Source organism: Nostoc sp. NOS(2021) (assembly GCF_017115025.1).
Lineage (GTDB): Bacteria > Cyanobacteriota > Cyanobacteriia > Cyanobacteriales > Nostocaceae > Nostoc.
Genome location: NZ_JABXKM010000086.1, coordinates 1 through 18,394 on the forward strand (window position 1 = coordinate 1; position 18,394 = coordinate 18,394).

An 18,394-nucleotide genomic window follows, 5' to 3' on the forward strand; every position below is an offset into this window, starting at 1 on the left:
ACCCTAACCCTCCCCTTATAAAGGGGAGGGAACTAGATTTGCTGTTTCCCCCCTTTATAAGGGGGGATTAAGGGGGGTAATTCACCGTAGCGCCAATGGAAGGGTGTACTTCACTTACTTGCAAAGTGCTATATATGAGACATACCCTGATTTGCTTTATGCTTGCAGTTGACAGAGCAGTAAACCAAACCATTGATTTGGATCTGTCCACACATGAAGAGGTAATAAACCCTGTGCAGTGAGTTGCTGCTTGATGGTATTAAGGTCAAATTTGCGAGAAATTTCAGTGAGGATAGTCTCACCTAGTGCAAAATTAACCTTGAGGTTAAGAGCGCGTAATTCTACAATTTGCGATCGCAGGCTGCGTAAATGCATTTCTATTTGATGCTCACTTTCATTGTAAAACGCCCAGTGTTCAAACTGCGTGGTGTCAAAATTCCCCTCAAACCCCTGATTTAAATGCTCCAGCATATTGAGGTTAAATGCTGCCGTCACTCCTTGGCTATCGTTATAAGCTGGTTCCAAAATCTGTTTCGGCTTTCGTAAATCTATCCCCAACAATAAAAACTCACCTACTTGTAAGGCTCCTGTAATTTGAGAGAAGAACACATCACACTCATCAGGTCTAAGATTACCTAAACTGCTACCAATAAAACAAATCATCCGACTGGGTGATTGCGTCGGTAAAAGTTGTGCAAGGGCTAATTCATAGGTTCCTGCTAGTGCATAAACTTGCAGTAAGGGGTAATCTTCTAATAACTGCTTGGCGCTACTTTCCAACATACCTGCACACACATCAATTGGTAGGTAGTGCAAAGGATAGCCTAGATTCTGGTAGGCATCTAGTAAAATGCGGGTTTTGCTAGAACTGCCACTACCAAGTTCTACCAATTCACAAGCGCCAGTTATCTTGGCAATTTCACTAGCATACTGCTGTAAAATCGTTGTTTCTGTGCGTGTGAGGTAATATTCTGGTAAATCACAGATTTGCTCAAACAGATCAGAACCACGGTCATCATAAAAGTAACAGGGGGGTAGAGATTTAGGTGTTTGAGTTAATCCCTTAACCACATCATTCCCAGCACTAGGTGCAACTATTTGAGTTGCTCCTACCAAACGCTGTATCTGCAAGCGTTTTTCAACGCTGTTTTGAGAAGTAAGATTGCTGGTAACAGTTTTAGATATCGACATGAAACCTCCGTTTGCTTGGCGTAATAGGTTAGCTTTGATGGCAGACCTTTACCCCAATCAGTGAAACACATAGTCATAGCTAATAAAATCATGCCTGAGCAATATTGCTGAAGCTTTAGTGCTATTTGTAGCCATTTCCCCATTCAAATGACAGCAAGTAAGCGCTTAAGTACTATTGCTAACCTCTTTTACACTAGATTTGCTCAATTTGGATCTCACAGTCTGCTCCCACACTAATGATGCTATTTTCTGGGCAAGCAATCCAATTACCTATAAATAGAGGTTCGGACGCAATAATTACAGATTTTGGGAAAGTCGGATCGTCTCGTATCCAGTAAAGAGATGGAGGCGGTGAAGTGGTAGCAAAACGAGAAGCTATCAGGCGATGTCCGTCACTAAAAATTACGTTGAGTGAGGCTTCTACTTGATAGCGTTTTGCCATTTCTAAAAGCGTTAATAATGTGGTGCGTAAAGCATACTCTGGAGGTCGATGTTTGTTAATTTGACTTTGTGAAAGTAACAATGCAAAAATGTGTTCAGAGTCAGTGTTACCATTTATTTTTTCGTAAAAATCTTGGGTTAAAGTGCTGCGGATTTTTCTGTGTAATGTTTTGCGGAAATTTTCGATTCGTCCATTGTGAATAAATAGCTGTTGTTGATGGTTAAAAGGCTGACAATTAGCAAAATCTAAGGCTTGACTTTTTGAAAAAACAGAAGTTTGGTAATTTTCAATTCTGCGTTCCCTATAGATAGCGGTACTATAGGACTCCTATTTGATTTTTGAACAAGACTCAGTACGGATCTATCCCCTCTTTCCTGTTCCCTGTTCTAATTCCTGGGTATAATCTCCTACCCATTCCACCAATTGATTCAGGGAAGTAGCTAATGTCCCTACTTCATCGTTGCTTGTGACATTAGCTCTGAGTTCAAAATTTGACTCTTCCGTGATTTTTCTAGCAACGTTAGTAACTATTTGTAGGGGACGGGCAATTAATCTACTGGTATAGACTGCTAGTATAGCTGCGATCGCAGCTGATAACAGCATACTTCCAATAATAACTTGAATTCGCAATTTTTGGGCATTATCAAAACTAGCATTTGCTTGCTTTTGTTGAATTTCAGCATGTCCTATAATCCGAATTAATTCGTCTGAAAGTTTCTCAAACTCAACCGATATCTTAGTTTCTTCCTTAAAAAAAACTAATAATTGTTCCTGGTCAGCTTTTGTTGGGTTTGCTGATAATTTATTTTGTTCAATCTGCCGCCAAAATTTTTTTACTCTTTGAGTATATATTTCCGTGTTTTCTTGATAATTTTTGAATAAATTCAACACATCTGTATTATTTATTATCCTGATTCTTGATCATGCGCGATCGCATATCTGCTAGAAAGCTAGATGCCAACTGGTTACTAGCAACAAATACATCATCAGGAAGTAATGGCCCTTTAAAAATTACAGAGAAATCTTTCTCAAGTAAGCCCTCAGATTCCAGAATGTTTTTGTATCTGTCAGATGCAGTCGCCCAAGCATCTACCTCACCTTTTTTTTAGGCTTCTACTCCTTTATCATCTAACATCACAGTTTTGAAGTCAGTTTTTGGATTTAATCCAGCATCCATCAGTAGCTTGATGGGAGCAATATGTCCAGAGGTTGAGCCAATTTTTCGCATGGCAATTGTTTTGCCTTTCAATTGAGATAATAATTTAATTTTGCTATCTGCACGAACTACAATAATGCAATGGTAGTTTGTGCGCTCAATAGCAATTATCGGAATAGCCTTTGCCCTACCGTTTAAAATTAAGTATTCTGAAGGCCCAGCAATACAATATCTACCTCTCTCGATAACAGTGCTGGTGCTGCTGCTGTGGAATTTTCTACAGGAAAAAACTCAATTTTTATACCTAATATCTCTTCTAATGTGGTGCAAAAAAGTCCAAAATCTCGTTGCAAGTCTTTAATTCCAGTAACATCTGTAACTGCAAATTTGAGATTTTTTGGTGCAGTTCCTACCATTTGATCTGAGCTATTATTAGTAGAATTTACTCCTGTTGTGCAACCAGCAGCAAACAGTAGCGAATACCAAAGAAAATTGCGCCGTTTCATAAGTGTGAATGATATTACAAATGTAAAATTTTTTAGCTGTTATTTAGTAATATACTTGTGAAGTTTATTGCTTTTTTCATTGATGGCTTCTGTAAGATTACGGAAATAAGTTTTATGAATTTGGCAATCCTATTTGTTGGAAAATATTCTTGTTGCTTAATTATTACTTTTTATACTTGATCGTCCCTTTCCCTCCTGAAAAAGGAGGGAATTTAGTTCGTCATTTGTAGCTTGTAGGGTGGGCATGTTTAAGATCGTCATTGGTCATTGGTCATTAGTGAATAACAAATGACAAAGGACAAAGGACAAATGACAATTAGATATCAAAATGATATGATACAGCCCCTTCCTCGTTCACCTTAAAGTTTGCATTGAATTCTTTAGCTTTTTCATCTAAATATTGTCTGGCGTTGGCTGGGGGTAGTTGTGACTGCATTGCAAAGCCTAAAACAGTTACGCGCCCCTGATTTTCTTGTAGCATCTCATAAAAAATCGATCGCAGGCGATCGCTAACTTGTTGATTAAGCGCCTTTTTGTCCTGTCGGCTTTGACGGTATAATCCCAACGCTAACCATGTACCCAGCGTTAGGGTAGGAACGCCAAAAATTAGACCACCAACAGCACTATTATCATCTTCATAAGTAGCATTTGGTGCGGTAAAGGTATCCGCATCTTGCACTGGTATATATATTTTACGTGCAGCAAATTTTTCCAATGTCGCTGTTGCTGATAGCGTTAAAAACATGAATCCGAGTGTCAGTAGCCAACCGGCAGCCAATTTTTCAGCAGTTTTCATAGTTCCACTTTAGATTTACACTTTGCTAGCGATTTTAACCTGACTTTCGCAAAGGTTCTAGTATATCAATCTACTCCTAGCGATAGTTTTGTAAGCGCTTCAGCCTTAAGATTGTCAAATCGCAGCAAAGATATAATAGACCTCTTGCTGCGATTTTAACCTCACTTACGTGTAGCTTCCAGTAGGCGGGAAAAATAAAAACGAGTCCGAGTCATAGACTGTCGTTGCAATGAAAAGCCATTACTTTCTAAAATTTTCACCACATCAGCCTCACGATGCAAATATGCACGAGTGGCTTTACTTGGGCCAGGAAAGAAACTGCCAATTTTCTTCAGTATACTCAGGGCGCAGGTCTTCGGTGCAAAACTGAGAATTATCCGCGACTGTGCCAAAGAACAGAGGTGAGAAATCATCTCATCAGCTTTTTCTTGGGGGTAGTGGATGAGAACATCCAAGCAAATAACCGTATGGTAACTACCACTCAACGATTCCAAATCCTGCACGGCAAAAGTCGGATTTTCGGCATTTGGCAAGGTTAGCTTGGCTCTATCCCTGCCTTCTTCCACCATTTTTTCAGAAATATCGGTGGCATAGACTTTGGCACCATCTACCGCTAAGGGGATGCTGAGACTACCGACACCACACCCAGCATCGCAGATTGATAGCTCTGGTAAATTGTTATCAGCCTTTAGCCACGCGAGAACTGTATCCACGGTTTGCTGGTGTCCATTGCGGATGTCTAGTTGGATTTTGTTGACTTCGCCATCGCCGTAGATTCGCTTCCAACGGTCAAACCCTGTGGAATTGAAATACTCGCGAACAATCGTTTTATCGTCGGCTACGTTCATAAACTTTGATTTTTAGGGGTTCCCAATGCTTAAAATTATCATTGATAGGAACCCATAGGAGCAGTCTTCTAGATTTTTACAGTTTATTTGCACTTTTAGTTTCCATCTCATGTTCTCCACGAGCCTTACAAAGGTAAGTATTGAACACGATCGCTTAATTCTTCAGCATAGGCTGTTTTAGCAATAATTTCTAAATCACGAACACAATCGCCAACAGAAACTCTGAGTTTATGGGCATAAATAACACCAGAAAACTTTATTTGTTTGTCTTGACGACGGTTAGCTTCAGCTAGAAAATCGTCATCTTGGGAAAACAAAACACGCTCAAGTTCTGTCGCACGGTCAAGTATAAGAGGATCAGAAAAGCTAGTCCGCCCATCTTCTTGTACTGTTAATACATCTACACCCCGAATCCGTAATCCATCTGTAATTCCTCGATGGACATTTTCATCAATATAAAGAGTAATACTCATTTAATTAATCCATCAGCACGGAGTCTATTAGATAATGGAGATTCTCCTGCTTCTAAACGTAATCTTTCCGCATACTCAAAGCGTCGCTGCATATCAGCATCAATTTCTTCTTTGTGTTCCCAATAATAAGCTAAAGCAGAATAAATCTGGCTCATGCTTAAATGGGGATATTGAAAATGTAATTCTTCTGGACTCCAACCATAAGCATGAATTGAAGTAATTAATTCCACAACTTTCATAGATGTTCCTTTAATGAAAGGAACATTCCCGTTATCAACTAGGATATGTTTGTATTCGGTAGTTGTAGTTTCGGTCATAATTGTTGTTTATTTATCCAAGTTGCATGATTTATATAAAATTATAGATTATCTGGATTGTTTTGTTTTCCAGCATAAATTTGAGAACGGACAATTTCTACTTACTCTGTAATTTCCTCTAGCGATAATTCATCAGTTTGAAATACTTTTAGTAACTGCGTTAAGCTTTGGCAGCAATGGAGTTGTCATAGTTGACTCTATGAAATGTTGTGAGTAATTATAGCTCACGATCAGAGAATCCGTAAATCCTAAAGTTGCTCTTTAGACAATAATGGCTCAAATAACTGGTAAGCGTCATAATTCCGAAAATGCCGAGCATATAAATCAACAATATCCTCAGATGAATCAAAGTCATCATATAAAACTGAATTTACGTCTACTACTTGCTGCAAAGACCAAGTAATAGTTTCTCCATTTTCATTTGTATAGCTGACACTTTCATTTCTTAAAGTAAAAGCTTTTGTAGTTGTTTTAATTCCTTACCAATTAGAAAGCTAATCCAAAGATTAGTATCAATGATTATCTTGATTGTTTTGTTTTCTGGCATAAATTTGAGAACGGACTAATTCTACTTACTCTGTAATTTCCTCTAGAGATAATTCATCAGTTTGAAATACTTCTAGTAATTGCGTTAACTTTTTATTCAAGGTTTCTTTTCCTAGCTCTTTGCTAAGTAACAATTTGTCTGAATCAGATAGTTGTTTAACTAGGGTAAGAATTTGCTCAAATGTCAAGGGGAGTTGATAGGTATTTTGTAACATAGTGTCAAATATTATTCTCTCTTAAATTTATGTTCATTACTATTCCTACACCTTATTTTACCGCCGAAACCTAGCCCGTAACCAACGCCACAACCGACGCAACCACACCCAAAAGCCACGAAGGGAGACTACAGGCGTTTTTGGTTGACGATCGCAAATCACCCCCAAAATGATTTACCTGTGGGACTGAAAGATAAACGATCTGCTATACGAGTATTTAAGATTACTGCTGGTGCTGTTTAATCTCTGCGATCGGTAATAGCAAAGTATCTTCTATTTGCTGTCGCACTTCACGGCTGACATAACAATCGCTATTTAGGCAATCTATCAGTAATTTATTGGCATCATAATACTGCTGAAGCAATTCCTTTTGCTCATTACTGAACTGCCAATCATGACCGATTTTACGATATTGAATCATTACTTTTCTTAATTCTTCACACCAAGCCTTCCCATTAGCTAACCACCATTTCTGAGATTCTTGCCAGTCTTGTCTGCTTGGTAGTTGCTCTCGAAGTTTTTGCAGCAAATTCTTGAGTTCTGGGTCGAGGGATCGGTCGAGGGATCGGTCGAGAGATCGGTCGAGGGAGAGGTATCGGTAGAGGGAGAGGGAGAGATCGAGGGAGCGGGAGAGGTCGAGGGAGAGGGAGCGGGAGAGGGAGAGGTTGAGGGACAGGTCGAGGGACAGGTCGAGGGACAGGTCGAGGGAGAGGGAGAGGGAGCGGTCGAGGGAGCGGGAGAGGGAGAGGGAGCGGGAGAGGGAGAGGGAGAGGTATCGGGAGAGGGAGCGGGAGAGGGAGCGGGAGAGGGAGAGGTATAGGGCCCTAAGTGCTGCTGGTTTGTAAGAAAAATTAACGGAAAGAGATTTTTCTCTTACCCACAGAAGAAACTCCTGCAACTTCTGATCATCAGCAACCATAAAATCAATTTTGTCTTTGATCAACAGCAATAACCGATCTGTACTTGGAGACATCTCAACCGCCAGCAAAAAGACTTCCCGCCAGCGTTTCTCAGTAATATGGCTAACAAGATTTTGCAGCGCTTCCTCTGATGACTGTCTCACAACCACAAATTCTCTAGCTGTGAAATACTCATGAAATGTCAGGTGAGAAAATGAATAAATCCTTTTCGCTCTTGCGACAACTAGCCCATGATGATGCTCAATTGAACGCAAAACTTGCTCACTGTCAAGTTGCAATGCTTCTTCGTCAGTATTAGCATCAGGTAAATTGCGGATGTATTCTGTAATGTATTGCTCTGCTACTTTCTGCTTGAAAAAATAATCACCGCGCTCAAAGGTGGTCAACGCCATTTTGCTGAGTAAATCTTCTTTGCGTTGGACTGAGAGCTTTTTGTAAATCTGATCGCGTTGAATTCCTCGCTTGGCATCCCATTTTTTCAATAACGCATCCAGTCCTTCTTTATATAACTCAGAACGATTTGCAGGAAAATCGCCTGAGTCTTCAAATGCTAAACAAAGCAAGGTCAGCAGTAGCGGACTAGCGGCAAGTTGTTTGATGCGGTTATTTTCTTCCAGACGTTTAATAAAAGTCTCTGATTTTATAGCTTTATCCTTAAACCAGTTATTCACAAAGTTGGAAATTTGGTCATCGTCAAAATCAGCAACTTCCACCTCTGTGAACTTCTCAAAGGTATACTCCCGTGCTGCAATCCGGCAGGTCATGACAAAGTGATTTTTTGGGAAACGGTCAGAAAACTCACGAATTTCGTTTAAGATGCGGTTACTATCCTCTTCTCTAACCTCATCCAAACCATCAAGTAAAACTAATGCCTTGCCATAAGTTATTACATCTCGAATAGAATAGATAGGATTTATAGGTTCTTCGGTGATATATTCTAGTAATCGGGGTTTGTTTGCAGCTTCCGCAAAGTTTTTGAGGGTGACAAAAATCGGTACACGTTCAGCCTGAAACTCACCTTTAATACACTGAATTGCTAAATACTTCAAAAACGTGGTTTTGCCTGCACCTGGCTTTCCCAAAATCATTAGCTTGGAATACTTCTCAACCGCTTCCAATCCTGGCACTCGTTTTTCAGTAATTTTATTGAGTCCAAAGAGATCAAAATCCTGGCTCCTATACTGTTCTAATAATTCATCAATTCCTAGCGGTTGTCGCCCAGTGATTTTTTCCAGGATATTAACGCTGGTGTAAATGTCATTCAACCCAATGGGTTTAGTCATATCCAGCACTCGCATTGTGCCGCAGAGTTGTTGAATGATGGGTTTTATCTTTTCGCGTACCCCTTGCACGATCGCATCAATATCAATGCTGTTATCCTGATTTACCCCTAGTTCACTCGCTGGTTCAGTAACTACTTCTTCCCACTCTAAATCTAGCCTGTCGCAAATCTGGACAAAGAGATTCCGGTCAACAGGTTTACCTGTAAAGAACTTTCCGATCGGCTGTCGAGTTACTTCTAAATCTTCAGCTAATGCTTTTTGAGTAAAGGAACAGCGGATCAAAGCTCTTTTTGCTTTTTGGATACCTTCTGGAGAACAGGAAAGCGATCGCCCCGTCATAAGCTAACCACTACACTTTTGCTGATTCTAACTGGCAATTTCGCAATTCATCCTCATCGCATACACAACTCACTCATATCGCAAGCTTGTATTTAAGCTTACAACAAACACTCGCCTGTAAAGCTAGGGATGTAGTGATTCAAACGATTTGGGAGTGGATCAATGTTATCCAAGAAATTTCCTTCAAGAGATGAAGTGCTGGCTGTTGTAACGCTGATTATGGTGATTGGTTCTCTCACTCTTGCAGTTATCGACGACAAGAGTCGCCCTCAATTTCTAGATTTAACAAAATTTGCTGTCGGTACATATATTGGATTGTTGATACCTCGGTCAAGGTCAAGCGATGTCTAGGACGGGCTACGCGATCGCAACTAGCCAAACTAAAATTATGTCTTGGCGACTAGAAGTTGGACAACCATACAAAGGAAACCCGCGCTGGCGGGTTTTAATTTTTTAGAATTATCCACAAAAAGCAATCAGCTAAGAGAATTCCCGCTAGTCTGCTTTTGGAAAGTAGAGAACTTTGGAGAATTCAAGCAAAAATAATTTCCCACAACTCTTATTTTCATATTTTCCTCTCAGACAACGGGAGAAATAACCAGAAGCCTCCACGGGAGTTTCATTTTTCTCCGAAGATAGCAAAACTTATTCATGCAATAAGAAAAATTCACTCAGATAATTGTAAATTTTTGTAAAATTGATGTCTTCAAGACTGGAAACCTGATATCTAGATAGCTAAACTAACAAACAGTGCATCTGTACTGTTAATTATTAAAAGTAGATGTGGCGCTATAGCCTGAATGATCCCAGTACAACTTATCCTCAAAAACTTTCTTAGTTACCGTGATGCAACTTTAGATTTTGGCGGTTTGCATACGGCTTGTATTTGTGGTTCCAATGGTGCGGGTAAATCTTCTCTTCTGGAAGCAATCACTTGGGCAATTTGGGGTGAAAGCCGCGCCACTGTTGAAGATGATGTCATCTATTCTGGCGCGAAAGAAGTTCGGGTTGATTTTACTTTCCAAAGTAACCAGCAAAAATATCGGGTGATTCGTACCCGAATTCGGGGAGGTACTAGCGTCCTCGAATTTCAAATAGAAATACCATCTGGGTTTCGCTCACTCACTGGCAAAGGGGTAAGAGCGACACAGGATTTGATTTTAGAACACATTAAGCTCGATTATGATACTTTTATTAATTCTGCCTACTTACGTCAAGGTCGTGCAGATGAATTCATGCTCAAGCGCCCCACGGAACGCAAAGAAATTTTAGCGGAGTTGTTGAAACTCAATCAGTATGATGATTTGGAAGAACGGGCAAAGGAATCTTCTCGTCAGTTCAAAGCACAGACAATAGAGCTAGAGCGTTCTTTGGAGTCGATAAAAACTCAGCTGCAACAACGCCAGACAACCGAAGCGCAAAGAGTGGAGTTAGAAGCAGAACTCAACCAACTGCAACAGGTACAAGCTTTTGATAATATTCAATTACAAAGTTTGCAAGTTGTCCAGCACCAGCGCCAAAATTGGGAACAACAACTCAGCTTTGTGAAGCAGCAATACCAAAATCTTACCCAAGATTGCGATCGCCTCCAACAAGAAGAATCAGCTATTGGCTCTCAGCTATCAGATTTAGAAAAAATATTACATCAAGAAGCTGAGATTAAAGCTGGATACGCCCAATATCAAAGTCTACAATCTCAAGAAGAAGCTTTTGCTGTCAAATTTGAAGAATACACCCGCGCTCAACAGAATCGTCAACAAAAGCAACAACAGCTTACCAAACAAATTCACGAAATCGAACGGCAATTGCAACAAGCCCAAGCCCAAATCGAAGCTTTACAGCAACAAGAGCGAGACATTCAGCAAACTCTCACCAAGTCGGGTGAAGTAGAAGCGGCTTTGTCACAACTAGCCGCAGCCCGTCACCATGTTGCTCGCTTAGATCAATTGCAAATGCAAGTTACTCCCTTGTTGCAACAACGAGCAACTTTACAAAGCCAACTCGATCGCACTCACGCTGGTTTAGTAGCGCGACTCGAACAACTCCAAAGTACTGAGAACCAATTGCAACGCCAGCAGCGACGACAACCGCAACTACAACAAGCGGTGATGGATGTGGGAATCCAGATTGAGGAACTGGAGAAAAAGCGGGTTTATCTGCAACGAGTCCAAGAAAAAGGGCAAGAAAGGCGGCACTTTATCGAACGTCTACAAGCTCATCAACGGGATTATCAAAAACAGCTGGGAGAATTAGAGCAAAAATTGCAAATGCTCCAAAATCCTGAAGCACTTTGTCCATTATGTGAGCGTCCTTTAGACGAACATCACTGGAGTCGGGTGGTGGAAAAAACCCAGACTGAATTAGAGGATACTCAAGGGCAGTCTTGGGTACTGCGGGAACAATTGGCTGTGTCAGACAAAGAAATTCAGACACTCAGGCAGGAATATCGGGAAATTTCCCAACAGTTGGCGAGTTATGATGGTTTACGCGAACAACGGGGACAGTTGGCAGCACAGTTAGAAGCTACAACTGATGTCCAACAACAGTTACAACAAATTGCCGCCGAAAAACAGCATTTAGAGCGATCGCTCCAAGGTGGTGATTACGCTCCCGATAAACAAGCCGAACTGCGGCAGCTAGACCAATATCTGCAACAAGCTAATTATAATGAACAAGATCACGCCCTCGCCCGGAGCGAAGTTGAGCGGTGGCGATGGGCAGAAATTAAACAAGGGCAGATTAAAGATGCTAATAAGCGACAAGCGCAACTATTAGCCCGAAAACCAGAACTACAATCCCAAATTGCCCAATTACAAGCCAGAATCCAACAGGATCAGACTGATTCTGAATGTGCTAAACAAATCGCGGCTCTTGAACGTCACATTGCCGAAATTGGTTACAGTTCTGAGCAACACAACAACCTCCGCATAGCTGTAAAGAAAGCTCAATCTTGGCATTTGCGGTATCAACAACTGCTGTCAGCCCAGCAGCAGTATCCGCAACTCCAGACGAGATTGCAAGAGTTGGAGGAGTCTAGAAGCGCCAGATTAACGGAGCGGCAAAAACTCTCTGGACAAATCGAAAGCATTATCCAGCAACTACAAGCCACAGCTAACCCATCTGCTCAAATTCAAGCTCTAGAGCAGCAGCTAGTAATACGCAGACGGCAACTCGATGAGCAAATAGCCAAGTTGGGGCGTTTAGAACAGCTGGCGCATCAACTGGAAACGCTGCAAATTCAGTATGATCAACAGCAACAGCAACTACAATCTTGCAAGCAGGAATATCGTGTTTATCAGGAATTAGCGCAAGCTTTTGGTAAAAACGGTATCCAAGCACTGATGATTGAGAATGTGTTGCCCCAACTGGAAGCCGAGACTAATCAACTACTTTCGCGGCTGAGTGGGAATCAGTTTCATGTACAATTTATTACTCAGAAAGCTGGACGCAGTGCGAAATCAACCAAGAAAAATGCCAAGCTGATAGATACTTTGGATATTTTAATCGCCGATTCTAGAGGAACGCGATCTTATGAAACTTACTCAGGTGGGGAAGCCTTTAGAATTAACTTTGCCATCCGTTTAGCCCTGGCGAAATTATTAGCGCAACGGGCGGGGGCGGCGTTGCAATTGTTGATTGTGGATGAAGGTTTTGGTACACAGGATGCTGAAGGATGCGATCGCTTGATTGCCGCGATTAATGCGATCTCCTCCGATTTTGCCTGCATCCTCACTGTCACCCACATGCCCCACCTCAAAGAAGCTTTCCAAGCCCGGATTGAAGTGAATAAAACTCAGGAAGGTTCGCAGTTGAGTTTGTCAATTTAATTGTATTTTACCCGTGCATCAAGACCTAATGAGCGGAGCTTTTTTGATAGCGTTTCTGCTTGGGTGCGATCGCTAAATGCTCCAGCATTCACATAATCCCCTAGATTAGATTGCTCGGTGACAGCATTGGGTATATATTGTTGCACTTTACTCAAAGTATCATTATTGGAAATTGGTACTATTACTCTGTAGGGATTATTAGCAACTAATGTGTTGCCATTGGTAACAGGTACTACATAGTCATTAGGAGGAGGTAATACATAACCATTAGTCTCAGCAGAATTGCTTACAGTAGAGCTATTCAACCCTAATGCTTGCCAAGTTTGCCAATCTACATTTCCAGTAGAATTCAGTCGAGAAGATTGCTGGAATGCAATCACAGATTGTCTGGTGTAATCATTGAAAAGGCCATCAGGATTGGTATTAGAGAAACCCAACTGTGACAAACGCTCTTGAACTAATCTGACATTTTCTCCCTGATCGCCTACAGTCAGATAATTTCTGCCTGCTGGTTGAGTAGTATATCCAACCGTGGAGGCTCTACGGACTGACTCCAAGAGTTGGGCATTGGCGATGCCATCAACAGGTAAGCGATAATTTCGCTGGAATTGGATCACAGCTTCTCTGGTCATTGCGCCAATCTTCCCAGTGGGATTAGTCTTAAAATAACCTAACTGCCGCAAATGCACTTGTAGTTCTCTCACTTGTTGAGTCGAGAGACTCGATCTGCCTGGAGTCGCCGAGGAACCCAGTAGTTTGTTCCAAGTTTGTCGATTCACAATCCCATTAGCAGGTATGCGATAATTTCGCTGGAATGCAATTACAGCATCTTTGGTCATTGGGCCAAAATTTCCAGTGGGATTAGCATTCAAGTAGCCTAACTGCCGGAGACGCTGTTGCAACCTTGTCACAGATGCACCAGTTTTGCCTTGAGAGAGAACAGGATATTGACCACTTGGCGAACGCAATCCGCCACTGGTATTCCTGCTAAAAGTTTTACTCTGACATACTCGTTGCAAGGCTTGTTGAGTACTAGCACCCACAACTCCATCAGCAGGTATTCTATTGGCTTGCTGGAATTTGATCACAGCGTTTTGAGTCAAGCTAGCAAACTTGCCACTCACCGGGCCGTTAAAGTAGCCTAATTTTTTTAAACACCTCTGGCTACTGGTAACTTCAGGCCCCTTACTTCCGATTTTCTGAAGTGCTAAAGCTTGCCCAGCTATACTCAGAAGCCCCAAAGTCAGTGCCACAGACAAAAGACGCATTGCCGCAGCGCTAGATAACTTTTTCCAATTCAAAAATTTGAAATTAGCTACGGCAGGAACAACCTTGACACTTTCGGATGCCTCGTAGACTGAGGCAAGCTTGGTTAAATAGCTATCTACCCCTGTTTTCACTTGCTTTTTTCAAGTTATGGCTACACAGAATTATACCAGTTTCTCTGTGTTATGTTTGTTTTTTGTATGATTCTTTATAAGTAATTTTCCCAAGCTGATAGTAATTGAGTCACCATAATTCTAGGACTTACGCAAAAATCGCCAAAAAGCTTAATTTATCGAACCGCCATCTCTACGAGACGCTCCGCGTTCACGTAGAGTGTGCGTAACTAAGAGGGGCGATCGCATGGGAATACTTTATATATAGTAATTGCAACAAATAAGACTCCTATAGTATGAGCTACTGTACCAATATTGATTGCCTGCGTCCGCAAAATTCTGACATTTCTCGTTTTTGTAATAGTTGTGGTCAGGAATTGTTACTCAAACAGCGATATCGCCCACTCGCTCTGATTGGACGTGGTGGCTTTGGGAGAACCTTTTTAGCTATTGATGAACATCTTCCATCTCAACCTAAATGTGCGATCAAACAGCTATGTTTCCAAGAGGAAAATACTGAGGTTTGGCACAAAGCAGTCAAACTATTTCACCAAGAAGCGCTTCGTCTCAATGAACTAGAACACTCTCAAATACCAAAATTACTAGCGCATTTTGAACAAAATCAAAAGTTTTATATCGTCGAGGAATTAGTAGATGGACAAACACTTGCCCAGGAATTACAACAACAAGGCGTTTTTAAAGAACCGCAAATTTGGGAGATATTAAAAAGTTTATTGATCACACTGCAATTTATCCATTCCCGACAAGTAATCCACCGAGATATTAAACCGGAAAATATTATGCGCCGTTCGGTTCGAGGAGACCTGGTTTTAATAGATTTCGGAATTGCTAAATTAGCCACTAATACGAGGCGACTTCGTACAGGCACAATAGTAGGTAGTCCAGAATATATTGCTCCCGAACAATTGCGAGGAAAGGCATTACCAGCCAGCGATCTTTACAGCTTGGGTGTAACATGTATTTACTTACTCACAGCTGTTTCTCCTTTTGATTTGTTCGATATTGCTAACGATCGCTGGGTATGGCAAGAATATTTACCAGCAGACAATACTATTAGCATTCGCCTCTGTGAAATCTTAGATAAACTTTTAAAAAATGCAGTTTCGCAACGGTTACAATCTGCAACCGAAGCGTTGCAGACACTGGAACAACAACCAAAAAAATTGCTAAATATTTCTACTTATCATACATTAACTACTATTGATTACACGCATTTGCATGATTTATTAGCAAAAGGAAAATGGCAATTAGCAGATATAGAAACTTGGGATCTGATATGTCAGGCACTAGCAAAGCCTAAAGGTAGCTATATATTAAGTAGTAATCTTGATAAACTTCCCTGTGAAGATTTGCAGACCATTGACCATTTATGGGTGAATTACAGTCATGGACGTTTTGGTTTTAGCGTGCAAACACTTATTTACAAAAATGTGAATGGAGACTATGGAATTTTTTGTAATCAAGTTGGTTGGCATATATACAATTATAGTTATGCCAACTCGGAATTCAATTTTAGTCTCAAAGCACCAATTGGTCATTTACCCTCACGCATTTGGATTGGTGGTTCTCAACCCTGGCGATACCCCAATGCTTTAGCTGTAAAACTAGCAGCCTGTGGTATTAGTTAGTTTTGTTGAAAATTACTATAGGACTAGTATTTGATTTTTCAAGCTATTGTTTATTAACTTTTTCAGTATTACCTGCTTTTACCCAACCTTCTTGTTCGCTACCTTCCAAACGGATCTTTTGCCAGGATTTGTCCTCGCTTTCTTCTAAAACAATAATTTTTTGATTAAAACCAACCCCACCAATACGTTCAGCTTCTTGATTTGGTTGCGATCGCAAACTCAACCCTTGAGCCCAACTAACACGCCCTCGATAAGCTCCCGATGGCAATGGTTTTGGTGATGGGGTAGCCTTTGGTGATTCTGTGGGAGTAGAGGTTGAGCTTGGAGACGATTGAGCCTGAGTCCCAGGTTTAAGGGTGGGTTTACCTCCTCCAGGCTCAGTTGTTTTTGGAGCTTGGGCTTTCACCGAGGGACTATCGTTGGAAAAAATGGGTTTGGCAGGGGCTATGCCAGTGCGATTCATGAAATAGAGTGCAACTGCAACACCGCCACCGATTAACACAGCGATCGCTAATAAAAACCCAAGTATAAACTTTGTTAAGCTAGACAACATAGTTAAAACCTGATTATCAAGAGTCAAGTGGCGTTCAAGGAGAGCCAGTCACGCGTGTATTTTCCCCCGTGCGGAGGTTTCCACGATTGAGGGGAGTGGCGTTGAACTGGCTCTCAAGGGTTACGAGTAGAGAAGCAATGTAACCCATCCGTATAAGAATCAATAGTCCATAATAATTGATCATTAACTATTGACTATGGACTTTTGACTAACTCATTATTGTAGCTACTGCTGAGTACGTTCACGTAGTGCGCCGGAGGCGATCGCTCAAAGGACTGTGTTTCGATGCTAAACGCGCTCTCCCAGCAGCAGCCCATTCTTGGAGTTGCTGAATTTGCTCTACAGCAGTTCGCGCCAAGGGGATGATCTGACTTGCTGCTTCTAAAACGTCGTCGGTAGCAAAGTCGCGGTTTTGGCTAAATCCAATATGCATCGCTTCAATTAAAGTTTGCTCAATCTCTGCCCCAGAAAAATCGGGCGTTTCATAAGCTAACCTGTCGATGTCATAACTTTTCAAGTTATGGGGGCGCAATCGGGATAAATGAACATCATAAATTGCTTTTCTCTCTTCTTGGGTGGGCAAACCCACAAAGAAAATTTCATCAAATCGCCCTTTACGCAGCATTTCCGGCGGTAAGGCTTGGATGTCGTTGGCGGTGGCGACGACAAACACGGGTGAGCTTTTTTCAGCTAGCCAGTTAATAAAAGTGCCAAACACACGGCTGGCTGTTCCGGCATCACCTTTGCTACCAACTCCAGCAAAGGCTTTATCTATTTCATCAATCCACAAAATACAGGGAGCGAGGGCTTCAGCTACTTGGATCATTTGGCGAGTCCGAGATTCTGATTCACCCACCAAACCACCAAATAATCTTCCCACATCCAGACGTAGCAAGGGTAAATGCCAGTGATGAGCGATCGCTTTTGCCGTTAACGATTTACCAGTACCCTGAATACCCACCAACATTAAACCACGGGGGTGCGGTAATCCGTACTGTCGCGCCTTATCAGTAAACGAGCCTCCCCGACGAATCAGCCAGTCTTTCAAGTTATCCAGTCCACCAATATCAGAAATTTGCTCAGTGGCGGGGTAGAAGTCCAGGATTTGGGTTTGGCGGATAGTTTGGCGCTTTTCTTCCAAAACGAGATCCACGTCTTCTGGTTGCAATTCGCCGTGGGTAGCGATCGCTTTTGCCAAAACCCGACGAATCCGTTCCATCGAAAGTCCTTGACAAGAGCGCACTAAGTCATCTAAAACTTTGCCAGAAAGGGAGTTACTAGTGCTTTGTAGCAAGCGTTCCACCTCAGTTTTAATTTCTGGGGCGGCGGGTAAGGGGAACTCGACGACTGTCAGCACTTCCGTTAAATCGTCAGGGATGGCGATGCGTGGCGACAATAGGACAATATTTTTTGGTTGCGACTTCAGAAGCCTGGACAGATTGCGAAGTTTGCGGGCGATCGCTACATCATCTAAAAAGCGATGATAATCTCGTAGAATCAATACCGCAGGTGCGGAAGCTGGTAATTTTTCGATAAATTCTAAAGCTTGCAACGGGTTACGCCGCCCAAACCCAGCATCATTGGGGTTTCCCTGGTAGCCATCGACAAAATCCCAAGTATAGACTGGGCGATTACCCTGGTTGGTTGCTTCTTCCCGGATAGCTGCTTCAACCCGTTCTTCTTCGTAAGTGGGAATATAAATTAAGGGGTAGCGGGCGCGTAGCAGCAGTTTAAACTCTTCACGGAAGTTCATATTTAGCTGTAGTTATTAGTTATTCTCTCATTGTTCAGCAAAATATTAGGCGAATAGAATTCACTGCTACACAAACAAAGTCCGCCTCCGTGGACTAACGAAAAATCAAGATTTTTATAATACACTTAGACGTAAACATTTCTGAATTCCCTTTTTCGTTCATATCTCGGCTCAATGCCTATTTGCATCAGGTATTTGAGT

General features: G+C 41.6%; 18 protein-coding genes and 1 pseudogene. 4 read left to right on the forward strand and 15 right to left on the reverse strand.

All coding sequences use genetic code 11. The features are described 5' to 3' along the window. Positions 1 to 156 precede the first annotated feature (156 nt). From egtD to HWQ41_RS10425, 3 genes and pseudogenes are all read right to left on the reverse strand, one after another. Entirely contained in the window at positions 157 to 1,191 is a 1,035-nt protein-coding gene (gene egtD, locus HWQ41_RS10415) for an L-histidine N(alpha)-methyltransferase (RefSeq protein ID WP_292762228.1), read from the reverse strand. A gap of 193 nt (positions 1,192 to 1,384) precedes the next feature. Continuing rightward, positions 1,385 to 1,888: pseudogene (locus HWQ41_RS10420) on the reverse strand (class II glutamine amidotransferase); the annotation flags it as partial. Positions 1,889 to 1,993: 105 nt separating this feature from the next. Then, positions 1,994 to 2,524 carry a HAMP domain-containing protein gene (locus HWQ41_RS10425; RefSeq protein ID WP_292762230.1) on the reverse strand — a complete coding sequence of 177 codons (531 nt, stop codon included), beginning with the start codon at positions 2,522 to 2,524 and terminating at the stop codon, positions 1,994 to 1,996. Positions 2,525 to 2,556: 32 nt separating this feature from the next. On the opposite strand from HWQ41_RS10425, the gene HWQ41_RS10430 reads away from it, so the two are divergent. Continuing rightward, complete coding sequence (locus HWQ41_RS10430) at positions 2,557 to 2,742, forward strand: hypothetical protein (RefSeq protein WP_292762233.1); 186 nt, start codon at positions 2,557 to 2,559, stop codon at positions 2,740 to 2,742. Here the strand turns inward: HWQ41_RS10430 and HWQ41_RS10435 are convergent. The 9 genes from HWQ41_RS10435 to HWQ41_RS10470 form a co-directional block, all read right to left on the reverse strand. After that, the gene (locus HWQ41_RS10435) at positions 2,739 to 3,035 is read right to left on the reverse strand and encodes a PhnD/SsuA/transferrin family substrate-binding protein (RefSeq protein WP_366931652.1); all 297 of its coding nucleotides are present in this window, start codon (positions 3,033 to 3,035) and stop codon (positions 2,739 to 2,741) included. The two genes, HWQ41_RS10430 and HWQ41_RS10435, sit on opposite strands and share 4 nt — an antisense overlap. Next, entirely contained in the window at positions 2,990 to 3,295 is a 306-nt protein-coding gene (locus tag HWQ41_RS10440) for a hypothetical protein (protein ID WP_292762235.1), read from the reverse strand. Before HWQ41_RS10440 ends, HWQ41_RS10435 begins: the two co-directional genes overlap by 46 nt. A gap of 316 nt (positions 3,296 to 3,611) precedes the next feature. Continuing rightward, positions 3,612 to 4,091, reverse strand: coding sequence for a hypothetical protein (locus HWQ41_RS10445; protein WP_292762237.1), 480 nt, complete (start codon positions 4,089 to 4,091; stop codon positions 3,612 to 3,614). A 161-nt stretch (positions 4,092 to 4,252) separates the two neighbouring features. Further along, on the reverse strand, positions 4,253 to 4,939 hold the full coding sequence (gene bchM, locus HWQ41_RS10450) for a magnesium protoporphyrin IX methyltransferase (RefSeq protein WP_292762239.1): 687 nt from the start codon (positions 4,937 to 4,939) through the stop codon (positions 4,253 to 4,255). A gap of 125 nt (positions 4,940 to 5,064) precedes the next feature. Next, positions 5,065 to 5,412, reverse strand: coding sequence for a DUF5615 family PIN-like protein (locus HWQ41_RS10455; RefSeq protein ID WP_292762241.1), 348 nt, complete (start codon positions 5,410 to 5,412; stop codon positions 5,065 to 5,067). Continuing rightward, the gene (locus HWQ41_RS10460) at positions 5,409 to 5,729 is read right to left on the reverse strand and encodes a DUF433 domain-containing protein (RefSeq protein ID WP_292762243.1); all 321 of its coding nucleotides are present in this window, start codon (positions 5,727 to 5,729) and stop codon (positions 5,409 to 5,411) included. Before HWQ41_RS10460 ends, HWQ41_RS10455 begins: the two co-directional genes overlap by 4 nt. Positions 5,730 to 5,977: 248 nt before the next feature. Beyond that, complete coding sequence (locus tag HWQ41_RS34275) at positions 5,978 to 6,205, reverse strand: DUF4288 domain-containing protein (protein WP_366931653.1); 228 nt, start codon at positions 6,203 to 6,205, stop codon at positions 5,978 to 5,980. 96 nt (positions 6,206 to 6,301) lie between these two features. After that, positions 6,302 to 6,490: a hypothetical protein gene (locus tag HWQ41_RS10465; RefSeq protein WP_292762244.1), complete on the reverse strand. Its 189-nt coding sequence runs from the start codon at positions 6,488 to 6,490 to the stop codon at positions 6,302 to 6,304. A 223-nt stretch (positions 6,491 to 6,713) separates the two neighbouring features. Beyond that, a complete protein-coding gene (locus HWQ41_RS10470; RefSeq protein ID WP_292762246.1) occupies positions 6,714 to 9,032 on the reverse strand; it encodes an NACHT domain-containing NTPase in 2,319 nt (772 codons plus the stop codon). A gap of 162 nt (positions 9,033 to 9,194) precedes the next feature. Here HWQ41_RS10470 and HWQ41_RS10475 point away from each other — a divergent pair, with 162 nt between their 5' ends. Together HWQ41_RS10475 and HWQ41_RS10480 are read left to right on the forward strand one after the other, a co-directional pair. Then, positions 9,195 to 9,383, forward strand: a complete 189-nt coding sequence (locus HWQ41_RS10475) for a hypothetical protein (protein WP_292762249.1) — start codon at positions 9,195 to 9,197, stop codon at positions 9,381 to 9,383. 449 nt (positions 9,384 to 9,832) lie between these two features. Next, positions 9,833 to 12,859, forward strand: a complete 3,027-nt coding sequence (locus HWQ41_RS10480) for an SMC family ATPase (RefSeq protein WP_292762252.1) — start codon at positions 9,833 to 9,835, stop codon at positions 12,857 to 12,859. Here the strand turns inward: HWQ41_RS10480 and HWQ41_RS10485 are convergent. Beyond that, entirely contained in the window at positions 12,856 to 14,259 is a 1,404-nt protein-coding gene (locus HWQ41_RS10485) for a peptidoglycan-binding protein (protein WP_292762255.1), read from the reverse strand. The genes HWQ41_RS10480 and HWQ41_RS10485 overlap by 4 nt on opposite strands. Positions 14,260 to 14,534: 275 nt before the next feature. Between HWQ41_RS10485 and HWQ41_RS10490 the strand changes: the two genes are divergently transcribed. Then, the gene (locus HWQ41_RS10490; protein ID WP_292762257.1) at positions 14,535 to 15,887 is read left to right on the forward strand and encodes a serine/threonine-protein kinase; all 1,353 of its coding nucleotides are present in this window, start codon (positions 14,535 to 14,537) and stop codon (positions 15,885 to 15,887) included. Positions 15,888 to 15,930: 43 nt separating this feature from the next. On the opposite strand, the gene HWQ41_RS10495 is transcribed toward HWQ41_RS10490, so the two are convergent. Beyond that, positions 15,931 to 16,440, reverse strand: a complete 510-nt coding sequence (locus HWQ41_RS10495; protein WP_292762258.1) for an SH3 domain-containing protein — start codon at positions 16,438 to 16,440, stop codon at positions 15,931 to 15,933. A gap of 241 nt (positions 16,441 to 16,681) precedes the next feature. Further along, a complete protein-coding gene (locus HWQ41_RS10500; RefSeq protein WP_292762259.1) occupies positions 16,682 to 18,193 on the reverse strand; it encodes an AAA family ATPase in 1,512 nt (503 codons plus the stop codon). Positions 18,194 to 18,394 lie beyond the last annotated feature (201 nt).

Coding starts and splice junctions, on each gene's coding strand:
- HWQ41_RS10495 (WP_292762258.1), bottom strand. CDS start 16,440: ATGTTGTCTAGCTTAACAAAGTTTATACTTGGGTTTTTATTAGCGATC.
- egtD (WP_292762228.1), bottom strand. CDS start 1,191: ATGTCGATATCTAAAACTGTTACCAGCAATCTTACTTCTCAAAACAGC.
- HWQ41_RS10480 (WP_292762252.1), top strand. CDS start 9,833: ATGATCCCAGTACAACTTATCCTCAAAAACTTTCTTAGTTACCGTGAT.
- HWQ41_RS10500 (WP_292762259.1), bottom strand. CDS start 18,193: ATGAACTTCCGTGAAGAGTTTAAACTGCTGCTACGCGCCCGCTACCCC.
- HWQ41_RS10465 (WP_292762244.1), bottom strand. CDS start 6,490: ATGTTACAAAATACCTATCAACTCCCCTTGACATTTGAGCAAATTCTT.
- HWQ41_RS10440 (WP_292762235.1), bottom strand. CDS start 3,295: ATGAAACGGCGCAATTTTCTTTGGTATTCGCTACTGTTTGCTGCTGGT.
- bchM (WP_292762239.1), bottom strand. CDS start 4,939: ATGAACGTAGCCGACGATAAAACGATTGTTCGCGAGTATTTCAATTCC.
- HWQ41_RS10460 (WP_292762243.1), bottom strand. CDS start 5,729: ATGACCGAAACTACAACTACCGAATACAAACATATCCTAGTTGATAAC.
- HWQ41_RS10430 (WP_292762233.1), top strand. CDS start 2,557: ATGCGCGATCGCATATCTGCTAGAAAGCTAGATGCCAACTGGTTACTA.
- HWQ41_RS10490 (WP_292762257.1), top strand. CDS start 14,535: ATGAGCTACTGTACCAATATTGATTGCCTGCGTCCGCAAAATTCTGAC.
- HWQ41_RS10475 (WP_292762249.1), top strand. CDS start 9,195: ATGTTATCCAAGAAATTTCCTTCAAGAGATGAAGTGCTGGCTGTTGTA.
- HWQ41_RS10445 (WP_292762237.1), bottom strand. CDS start 4,091: ATGAAAACTGCTGAAAAATTGGCTGCCGGTTGGCTACTGACACTCGGA.
- HWQ41_RS10455 (WP_292762241.1), bottom strand. CDS start 5,412: ATGAGTATTACTCTTTATATTGATGAAAATGTCCATCGAGGAATTACA.
- HWQ41_RS10470 (WP_292762246.1), bottom strand. CDS start 9,032: ATGACGGGGCGATCGCTTTCCTGTTCTCCAGAAGGTATCCAAAAAGCA.